Annotated in this window: 9 protein-coding genes; all 9 read left to right on the forward strand. The window is 66.6% G+C overall.

What is annotated here, in order from left to right; translation table 11 throughout:
• The first annotated feature begins 104 nt into the window (after window positions 1-104).
• A complete protein-coding gene (locus Mrose_RS11800) occupies window positions 105-944 on the forward strand; it encodes a MurR/RpiR family transcriptional regulator (RefSeq protein WP_119278485.1) in 840 nt (279 codons plus the stop codon).
• A 47-nt stretch (window positions 945-991) separates the two neighbouring features.
• The gene (locus tag Mrose_RS11805) at window positions 992-2,257 is read left to right on the forward strand and encodes an ABC transporter substrate-binding protein (protein WP_119278487.1); all 1,266 of its coding nucleotides are present in this window, start codon (window positions 992-994) and stop codon (window positions 2,255-2,257) included.
• A 192-nt stretch (window positions 2,258-2,449) separates the two neighbouring features.
• The gene (locus Mrose_RS11810) at window positions 2,450-3,367 is read left to right on the forward strand and encodes a carbohydrate ABC transporter permease (protein WP_245969866.1); all 918 of its coding nucleotides are present in this window, start codon (window positions 2,450-2,452) and stop codon (window positions 3,365-3,367) included.
• Entirely contained in the window at window positions 3,364-4,263 is a 900-nt protein-coding gene (locus Mrose_RS11815) for a carbohydrate ABC transporter permease (protein WP_119278491.1), read from the forward strand. Before Mrose_RS11810 ends, Mrose_RS11815 begins: the two co-directional genes overlap by 4 nt.
• A gap of 53 nt (window positions 4,264-4,316) precedes the next feature.
• A complete protein-coding gene (locus Mrose_RS11820) occupies window positions 4,317-5,546 on the forward strand; it encodes an ABC transporter substrate-binding protein (protein ID WP_119278493.1) in 1,230 nt (409 codons plus the stop codon).
• A 40-nt stretch (window positions 5,547-5,586) separates the two neighbouring features.
• Window positions 5,587-7,665 (forward strand): glycoside hydrolase family 20 zincin-like fold domain-containing protein, encoded by a 2,079-nt coding sequence (locus tag Mrose_RS19660; protein ID WP_119278495.1) that lies wholly within the window; start codon window positions 5,587-5,589, stop codon window positions 7,663-7,665.
• A complete protein-coding gene (locus Mrose_RS11830) occupies window positions 7,662-8,570 on the forward strand; it encodes a carbohydrate ABC transporter permease (RefSeq protein WP_245969867.1) in 909 nt (302 codons plus the stop codon). Before Mrose_RS19660 ends, Mrose_RS11830 begins: the two co-directional genes overlap by 4 nt.
• 243 nt (window positions 8,571-8,813) lie before the next feature.
• Complete coding sequence (locus tag Mrose_RS11835; RefSeq protein WP_220452320.1) at window positions 8,814-9,695, forward strand: carbohydrate ABC transporter permease; 882 nt, start codon at window positions 8,814-8,816, stop codon at window positions 9,693-9,695.
• A 56-nt stretch (window positions 9,696-9,751) separates the two neighbouring features.
• Window positions 9,752-10,263, forward strand: a 512-nt coding sequence (locus Mrose_RS11840) for an FAD-dependent oxidoreductase (protein WP_245969868.1), incomplete at its 3' end; no start/stop codon positions are given.

Consider the following 10,263-nt stretch of genomic DNA (forward strand, 5'->3'; position numbering starts at 1 on the left):
TACGTCGTGCGCCGTACGTTCTACGCAAGACGCAAGACGCAAGACGCGAGACGCCTTAGCCATCGACCACCGGCCACCGACCACCGCCACAGCCGGAGGTGCCCATGCCTAACGGTGCCCTGGCCTCGCTGCGCAGCCTGGGCAAGGGGCTCACCCCGGCCCTGCGGAAGATCGCCGAGTACGTGCGGGAGAACCCCGAGCAACTGCTCTACCAGACCGTGGTGGAGGTGGCCGAGGCCTCGGGGTCGTCGGAGGCGAGCGTGATCCGCTTCTGCCGCGACCTGGGCTTCAGCGGCTTCCAGGAGTTCAAGCTGGCGCTGGCCTCCGATCTGGCGGCCAACCCGGTGGGGCTCACGCCGCAGGAGAACCCCCGCACCGCGCCGGAGGTGCTCGAGTACGTCACCCACCACGCCCGCCAGGCCCTGGAGGACACCGTGCGCATGCTCGACCTGGCGGTGGTAGAGGCGGTGGTCGAGCGCATCCTCGGCGCGAAGCGGCTGGAGTTCTACGGGGTGGGGGCCTCGGGCGTGACCGCCATGGACTTCGCCTACAAGTTCCTGCGGCTGGGCTACATGGCCCAGGCCTACCCCGACCCCCACCTCGCGGCCATGTCGGCCAGCACCCTCGACGCACAGGCGGTGGCGGTAGGCATCTCGCGCTCGGGCACCACCATCGACACCGTCAAGGCCCTCGAGCTCGCCCAGCAGGCCGGGGCCACCACCGTGGCCATCACCCACCGGGCCAAGAGCCCCCTGGCCCGCGCCGCCACCTTCACCCTCACCACCCCCGTGGCCGAGTCGCCCCTCACCGGCGGCTCGGTGAGCGCCAAGATGGGGCAACTCTTGCTGCTCGACCTGCTCTACACCCTGGTGGGGTTGCGCCACCCCCGTTCGTCGGAGCACATCGCCAAGACGGCGGCGGCGGTGGCCGACCGCAACTACTAGCCGTTGGCTTTTCGGGTTATGCCCGTAGGCACATTCAGGAGGAGGATATGGTCAAGAAGCTACTCGCGGCAGGGATGTTGGGCCTGGGGCTGTTGGGCCTCGGCGGCCTGGCTCAGCAGAGAACCGTGGAGATCGAGTTCTGGACGTATTATCTAAGCCCCAACTTCGACAACTACATCAAGGGGGTGATCGCCGACTTCGAGAAGGCCAACCCCAGCGTCAAGGTCAAGTGGGTCGACAAGCAGGACACCCTGGAGCGCGACCTCACCGCCGCGATCGCGCTGGGCAAGGCCCCCGACGTGGTCAACCTCTGGCAAGACTCCACCTTCGCCGCCGCGCAGAACGGGCTGCTGACCCCGCTCACCGAACTCACCACCCAGGCCGCGCTCGAGAGCGCCTACTACCCCAACGTGCTCAGCATCTTCACCGTCGACGGCAAGCCCTACGGCTTCCCCTGGTACGGCTGGGTGGACCAGGGGGTGATGATGTACAACCCCGAGCTCCTCGCCAAAGCCGGGGTGGACCCCAACGCCATCAAAACCACCGACGACCTGCTCGCCGCCTCGGAGAAGATCAAGAAGGCCACCGGGGCCTATGGCTGGCTGCCCCCGGTCAAAGACCCCAACGGCGCGAGCTTCCTGGGCCGCTTCTTCCTCGAGGGCCTGTCGATCTACGACGCGCAGGGCAAGGCCAACTTCAACTCCGCCGCCCACGTGGCGCTGTTGCAGAAGTACGTCGATCTGATGAAGGCCGACGTGATCCCGCAGGAGCTCTTGCGCAAGGAAGCTTTCCAGCTCACCAACGAGCTCTACAGCCAGGGCAAGGTCGCCATCATGATCGGCGGGCCGCAGTCGCTCAACCGCGTCAAGGAGTCCAACCCTGAGCTCTACAAGAAGACTAAGGTCGTCGCCGCGCCCTTGGGCGCCGCCAAGGTCCAGACCGGCGGGGCCATGGACCTCGTCATTCCCAAGGCCTCGACCAAGAAGCGCGAGGCCGCCCTCTTCGCCAGCTTCATGACCAACCGCGCCAACCAGGTCAAATTCGCCAACGTGGTGCCCATCGTCTCCACGGCGCGCGGCTCGGAGAGCGACCCCAACCTCAGGCCCAAGGACCCCAACGACCCCATCGAGGTCGCCAAGGGCATGGTCTCGGGCTCGGGCCGCTTCATCAACCCCGGTTTCAAGCCCCCGAAGAACACCGACGACATCTTCAAGAACTTCAACGACAACATCGAGGCCGCCTTCTTAGGCCGCAAGAGCGCCAAGCAGGCCCTCGACGACGCGGTAGCCTTCTGGAACGCGAATGCGAAGTAAGCGTCGATAGTCAATAGTCGATGGCTCATAGCCGAAACCTTTCGTCTGCTGCTATGAGCCATCGGCCCTTCGCCAGCGAAATATGACTCCGGCCTTTCACCTGCCTTGCGGGGCCCCCAGTTGGGCGCGATCTGCCGCAGAAATATCCTCAATGTTTGCAAGAGTCCTTCTAACAGGCCAAGCGGGGTGTACGTGAAACGCCGAGCCCTGACTTCTACCCTCATCGCCTACGCCTTCTTGGCCCCCGCGTTGGTGCTGATGGGGTTGTTCACCTTCTACCCGGTGATCTACGGGGCCTATCTGGGCTTCACCGACTACACCATCGCCGACCTGGCCGCCAAGGAGCCGCCCCGGTGGGTGGGCTTCGCCAACTTCGCACAGGTGCTGGGCGACCCGCTGTTCCAGACGGGGGTCTGGAACTCGCTCAAGTACCTGCTGGTGGTTCCGGTGCTGCAGGTCGCCTCGCTGGCGGTGGCGGTGCTGGTCAACCAGAAGCTGCCCCTGATGGGGCTTTTCCGCACCAGCTACTACGTGCCGGTCGTGACCTCCATCGCGCTGGCGGCGGTGATGTGGGACTGGATTTTCCAGAAGGACGGCTTTCTCAACTGGTCGCTGCGGCTGCTGCACCTCATCAACTGGGAGGGGCGCTTTAGCTGGCTGCTCAACGAGCACACCGCGCTGTGGGCGATCATGTTGGTGACCTTCTGGCGCGGCTTGGGCTACTACATGGTGCTCTACCTCGCGGGCTTGCAGAGCATCCCGGCAGAGCTCGAGGAAGCCGCCGTGCTCGACGGGGCCAACGCCTGGCAGCGCTTCTGGCGCATCACCGTGCCGCTGATGAAGCCCACCATCCTGCTGTGCAGCCTGCTTTCGACCATCGCGGCGATCCGGGTGCTCGAGGAAATCCTGGTCTTCACCGGCGGCAGCGGCGGGCCGCTCAACTCCACCTACACCGCGCTGCTGTACGTCTACAACAAGAGCTGGGGCAACATGCTCGACGCCAACTTCGGCATCGCCGGGGCGGCGGGGCTCCTGATCGCGCTGGTGGGCTTCGCCCTGAGCTACCTCAACTTCTACCTCACCCGCGAGGAGAGGGGAGGGCGCTCGTGAGGCAGGAGGTCGCCGGGCTGCCCCGCGAGCGCAAGGCTGCCCGCCTGCGCCGCCCGCCCTGGCGCAAGGTTCTGGCGGGGGTGCTCAACTACGCGCTGCTCATCGCCATCCTGGGCTTCGCGGTGTTTCCCTTCCTCTGGACGCTGGCCATCGCCATCACCGACAAGACCGTGGGCAGCGGGATCAGCATCTACGCCTTCCCGCAGAGCCTCTTCCCCAAGGCGGTTACGCTCAATAACTTTCTCGAGGTCATCGAGAAGCTCAACCTGGGCAAGTACTTCCTCAACTCGCTTGTCATTACCGCCCTCACCGTCGCGGGCACGCTGCTGGTCTCGGCGCTGGCGGCCTACCCGCTGGCACGCATGAGCTTTCCTGGCCGCAACCTCATCTTCGGGGCCATCGTCTCGACGCTGGTGCTGCCCACCGAGATCGCCTTCATCGTCAACGTGCTCACCCTGCGTGACCTGGGCCTGCTGGGAACTTACCTGGGCGTGGTGCTGCCCACGCTGGCCACCGCCTTCGGCATCTTCCTCATGCGCCAGGCCTACCTCGCCATCCCCGGCACCCTGATGGAGGCCGCCCGCATCGACGGGGCCAGCGAGGTGCAGATCCTCTGGCGCATCATGCTGCCCCTGTCGCTGCCCTCGCTCACGGCGCTGGGCATCTTCACGCTGGTGGGCACCTGGAACGCCTACTTCTGGCCCAGCGTGGCCCTGCTGACCAACGAGGAGTTGTTGCCGATGTCGGTGGCGATCCTCAAGCTCAAGGGGCAGTTTAACTACGACTCCTTTAACGTCGCCGCCGGAGCCGTGATCATGATGGTCCCGGTGCTGGTGGTCTTCCTCCTGGCCCAGCGCTTCTTCATGCGGGGCACGGAGGGGGCGGTGAAGGGGTAGGCAGGTTAGTCCGTCGTCGGTGTGGGGTTTAATAAAGCCAGGAGGAAAAAGCCATGCTCAAACCTTTCTTGACCATCGGCGTTCTGCTCACGCTGGGGCTGTCGAGCGCGCAGCAGCTCGAGTTCGTCACCACCAGCCTCGCGCCCACCTTCAACGACTTCTTCGAGCCGCTGGTAGCGCGCTTCGAGCGGGCCAACGCCGGGGTCAAGCTCAAGTGGACCGACCTGCCGCAGAACGCCATCCAGCAGAAGATCCTCGCGGGCATCGCCGCGGGCAACCCCCCGGACGCGGTGCAGCTCAACTCGAGCCAGATCCTCGAGCTCGCCCAACAGGGTGCGCTGCTGCCGCTGAACGACCTGCTCGAGGCGGCCACCTTCAAGCTCTACCAGAAGACCGCGCTCGACGCCTTCAGCTACGAGGGCAAGATCTACGGCCTGCCCGACTACGCCTCGACCCGCATCGTTGCCTTCAACACCGACATCCTCAAGAAGGCGGGCCTCGACCCCAACAACCCGCCCAAGACCATCCCCGGCATCATCGAGTGGGCCAAGACCATCAAGGACAAGACCGGCATCTACGGCTTCGCCCCGCTCATCGCCAACGTCGACTTCCTCAAGGCCTTCCAGGAGGCCGGGCTGCCCATCTTCGACGCCGCCCGCAAGAAGGCGGTGTTCAACTCTCCGGCCCACGTCGCGCTGTTGCAGCAGTACGTCGAATTGCGCAAAAAGGACTACTTCCCCGAGGACGTCATGCGCCGCGGCTTTACCGCCGCCTACGAGCTCTACACCGCGGGGAAGCTGGGCATCATCATCATCGGCCCGCAGTTCATGCCGCGGCTCGAGAAGGACAACAACGCCGTCTGGAAGGCCACCGTGGTGGCCCCCCACCCCATCGGCCCTGGGCAGGTGGTGCAGGCGAGCACCTTCGCCTACGCCGTGCCCAAGGGCGTGCGCGACCCCAAGCGCGCGGCGGCGCTGGCGGCCTGGCTGACCAGCGACGACAACCAGCTCGCCTTCTCCAAGCGCACCGGCACCACCTTTCCCACCACCGTCAAGGCCGCCAACGACCCCTTCTTCCGCTCGGGCGGCAGCAGCGTCAACGACCTTGCCCGCCTGGCCGCGGCCAAGACCATGCGCTACGGACGCGACCTCACCGTGCCGGTGCCCAACGCCTCCGCGCTCAACAAGGCCTTCAAGGACAACATCGAAGCCGCCATCTTCGGGCAGAAGAGCGCCAAGGCCGCCCTCGACGAGATCGTGAAGTTCTGGAATGCCAACCTTTAGTCCCGCAGGGGCGGCTTTGGCTGCCCCTGCACGACGACGGATGAAACTTTTCCTCCGCACCCCCCCTTTGCTCTCCCTGGTCGGATTTCTGGCCACTCTACCCGCCTTTGCCATCCCCCTCGCGCTCACCCCGGTTCCCGACGCCTACTTGGGCAGCGCTCCTGCCAGCTTGCTGCCCCCGCCCCAGGAGGCCCGCCTTTCCGAGGCTTTCCTGTCGCTCGAGGGCCTCGCGCTCCAGGCCGAAGGCCCCCAGCCCGAATTGCAGTGGGCGCTGCGCGACCTCAGCCGCGAGGTCCAGGCCCGCTTCGGCACAACGCTGGCCACTGAAGGTTCCAAGCTGCTTCGCGTGGGGACGCTCGAGCACCCTGAACTCGCCCAGGCCGCCCGTGAACGCGGCCTCACCCCCGACAAGCCCGAGGGCTACGCCCTGTGGGTCGAGGAGGGCGGCGCGGCGGTGGTGGGCTTCGATGCGCTGGGCGCGTACCGGGGCGCGCAGACTTTGCGCCAGTTGCTCACCCCCCAGGGCTTCCGCTTCGCCCAGGTGCGCGACTGGCCTGCCTTCGGCTGGCGCATGGCCATGATCTACCTCGACAAGGACTCGCGCGCCGTCAACGACGTGCTGGTGCCGCTGCTGGCCAAGCTCAAGTACAGCCACGTGCTGGTGATGAGCGACTACGTGCAGTGGAACAGCAGCCGCGCCCTCTGGCACCCCAGCGGAGCGCCTAGGGCCGAGGCCGAGCGGGTGGTGCGGCTCATCCGCGAGCACGGCATGGAGCCCGTCCCCCTCCTCGAGCTCCTCAGCCACGCCCAGTGGCTGTTCTACAACCCTCAGACTGGCCGCTACGACGCAAATAAGGACCTCTGGGCCGACCCCGAGGCCCCCAACTCCTTCGCCTACGACCCCCTGGTGCCCCGCGTCTACGAGGTGGTGCTGCCCATCCTCAGTGAAGTGGTGGAGGTCTTCAAGCCCAGGTACGTCCACATCGGCCACGACGAGCTGACCGCCCAGAACCGTTTCCCGGCCAAGCCCGAGGCGGTGGCCGTGGGGCTGCCCAGGCTCTTCGTGGACGACACCCTGCGGCTGTACAACCACCTCAAGGGCCTGGGGGTGGGCACCATGATCTGGCACGACGTGGCTTTCTCCGAGGCCTACCGCGAGCAGATCGCGCCCGCACTGCCCAAAGACATCGTGGTGGCCTACTGGAACTACAGCGCCGCCGCCGATTACCCGCTCCTGGGGGTCGTTCGCGGGTTGGGCTTCGGGGTGCTGGGCTCCTCCTGGTACAACCCCGGCAACCCCGAGAGCATGGCCCAGGCCGCCCTGCGCTATGGGGCGAACGGGGTGCTCCAGACCCGTTGGTCGGGCTACTTTGGCAACGCCACCATGTACGACGGGCAGGCCGAGCAGGCAGTGGCCTACTTCAACGCCGCCAGCGCCTTCTGGAACCCCCCAGCCCCCGGCGCGCCCCCCGACGACCTCGCCGCCCGCTACCGTCAGGCCTGGCGGGTGCCGCCCTTCACGCCCATCGCCGGGCAGCTCGTCGATCTGGGCCCGGCCGTCACCCGCCGCCTCGCCGACCCCGACGAGACGCAGTGGATCCAGAAAGGCCCCAGCACCGACCTCTCGGCCCTGCCGAGCGGGGTGGTGCGCCTGGGCCCCTACCGCTTCCACGTCTCGGGGGCGGTGATGCTCAAGGGGGCGCGGGCGGCGGCCTCCGACCTGCCCCAGAGCGTGACCCTCGAGCTCGGTGGCGTCAAGGCGCGTGCGCTGGCCTTCCTGCACACCACCGGCTGGATCGGCAGTCAGCGTTACGAGCGCGTCGGCAGTTACACCCTGACCTACGCCGACGGCTCGAAGGCCACCTTGCCGCTGGAGTACGGCCGCCACCTCACGAGCTGGCTCGAGCCCCAGGTGCGCACGGTGGTCTACGAGCCGGTTTGGCGCGGCAGAACCCAAGATGGGCTCGAGGCGGGCCTCAACGTGCTTGTGTGGAACAACCCCAAGCCAGACCAGCCCATTCAGAGCCTCACCCTCGAGTCCAGCGGCGCTGCCGCCAACCCCACGCTCGTCGGGCTGACCCTGCTCGAGCGGCTGCCCGGCGCGGAGGCTCCCCGGTGAACGCCCGCCTGCTGCGCACCCTGGCCATCGCCTACGGCTTCATGCTGCCCATGCTAGCGCTGAAGGCGGTCTACGCCTTCTGGCCCATCCTCTTCGGCACCTACTTAGCCTTCACCGAGTACAACATTATCTCCCCCCCCAAGTGGGTGGGCCTGCGGAACTTCGAGGAACTCTTCGGGCTGGGCGCCTTCGCCGCTCGCGGCCCCGACCGCGACTTCTGGTACGGCCTGACCAACAGCATCAAGTACGTGCTGGTGGTGCCCGTCATCCAGATCCTCTCCATCGGGTTGGCCATGCTGGTCAACCGCCAGCTCCCGGCCATCGGCCTCTTCCGCACCGCCTACTACGTGCCGGTGGTGACCAGCTTCGCGGTGGTGGGCCTGATGTGGAACTGGATGTACAACCAGTACGGCCCGGTCAACTTCATCCTCACCCGGCTGGGCCTGATGGATGCGGGCAACCCCACCAACCTGCTCTCCAACCCCGCCATCGCCCTCTACGCGGTGATGTTCGTGACCTTGTGGAAGGGGCTGGGCTACTACATGGTGCTCTACCTCGCGGGCTTGCAGAGCATCGACAAGAGCCTCGAGGAGGCCGCCGTGATCGACGGGGCGAGCCGCTGGCAGGTCTTCTGGAACATCACCCTGCCCGGCCTGCGCCCGACCATCCTGGTGTGCAGCCTGCTCTCGACCATCAGCGCCATCAAGGTCTTCGAGGAGATCTTCGTCATGACCGCGGGCGGCCCGGCGGGCAGCACCTACACCGCCATGTACTTCGTCTACGCCCAGGCCTTCCAGGATTTCCGCTACGGCTACGCCGCCGCCGCGGGCTTGGTGATCGCGGTGGTGAGCCTGATCTTCGGGGTGATCAACTTCCGGCTGACTCGAGGGGGGAATAGTTCGTGAGCGCTGGATGCGAGAGGGTCGTACGTCATACGTCCTACGTCGTACGCAAGACGCGGGACGCCAAACGCCAAACGCCAGACGCAAAACGCGAGTGGGTCGTACGTCGTACGTCCTGCGTCGTACGCCAGACGCGGGACGCAAAACGCCGTTCGATCGTGGTTTTGGGCGTTCAGCGCTTAGCTTTTTGCATTTGGCGCACTTTTGGCTCTCGGCTATCAACCATCGATCTCCTTGGAGGGCACCGTGCCTGACCTCGAGCTTCGGCGTATCCGCGCCCGCAAGCGCCTGCGCGTGCTGCTCGAGCGCGTGCTGATCTATGCGTTGCTGCTGCTGATCCTGGTGATCAGCGTCTACCCCTTCGTCTGGACCTTCGTGACCTCGCTCGAGACCTCCGGCGGCATCTTCGAGTTTCCCCCCTCGCTGGTGCCCGAGAACCCCAGCCTGCGCAACTACCGCGAGGTCTTCTCGCTGGTCCCGGTGGCCCGGCAGGTGCTCAACAGCCTCATCATCTGCGTGCTGGGGGTGGGCCTGAGCGTAGCCTTCTGCGCCCTGGCGGCCTATCCGCTGGCCAAGATGAGCTTTCCGGGCCGCAACTTCATCTTCTACGCCATCCTGGCGACCTTGGTGCTGCCCAACGAGGCCGGGCTGATCGTCAACTACGTGACCACGGTCAAGCTGGGCCTGCTGCGCCCCGAGACCGGCGCGGTGGGGCAGTTCGCCGCCATCATCCTGCCCGCCCTGCCCAGCACGGTGGGGCTGTTCCTGCTGCGCCAGGCCTACCTGGCGGTGCCGCTGGAGCTCATCGAGGCCGCCCGCATCGACGGGGCCGGCGAGCTGACCATCTGGCGGCGGGTGATGTTGCCGCTGACCATGCCCACCATCGCCGCCTTCAGCATCCTGCAGTTCGTGGCGATCTGGAACAGCTTCCTGTGGGCTGTGATCGTGCTGCGCGACCGCGAGCTCTACCCGCTGGCGGCGGGGCTGCTCGACCTGGCGGGGGCCTTCGCCACCAACACCCGGGCCGTCTCGGCGGGGGCGGTCATCCAGATCATCCCCATCCTGATCATCTTCTTCGTCTTCCAGCGCTACTTCATGCGGGGGCTCGAGGGGGCGGTGAAGGGGTGAAGCCCTCCTTCGGGGCGGGCCCGAGACCCGCCTCTACACGGAAGACTATGGAGGCCGTGAACTTGCCCATTCGTACCGAAGCCCGCACCTGGGACGTGATCGTCGTGGGGGGCGGCACGGCGGGCGCGATCGCCGCCATCGCCGCCGCCCGGGCGGGGGCGAGGACCCTTGTCGTCGAAGCCCTGGGCTCGCTGGGCGGCACCGGCACCAACGCCCAAGTCACGCCCCTCATGCGCAACGTCGCGGCGGGGGTCAACCTCAACCGGGGCCTCACCGACGAACTCAAGCGCCGCCTGTGCGAGCGCGGCGACGGGGCCACCGACCCCAGCGGCAATGACAACTGGTTCAACCCCGAGGGGATGAAGTACGTGCTCGAGCGCATGCTCGTCGAGTCGGGCGGGGAGATCCTCTACCACACCCACTTCGTCGCACCCGAGATGGAGGGCGAGCGCGTGCGCTCCATCGTGGTGCACAACAAGGACGGGTTGGTGCGACTCGTGGCCCACACCTACGTGGACGCCAGCGGCGACGCCGATTTGGCGGTGCGGGCGGGGGCGCCCTTCGAGGG

The sequence above is a fragment of the Calidithermus roseus genome (genome assembly GCF_003574095.1).
GTDB classification, from domain to species: domain Bacteria; phylum Deinococcota; class Deinococci; order Deinococcales; family Thermaceae; genus Calidithermus; species Calidithermus roseus.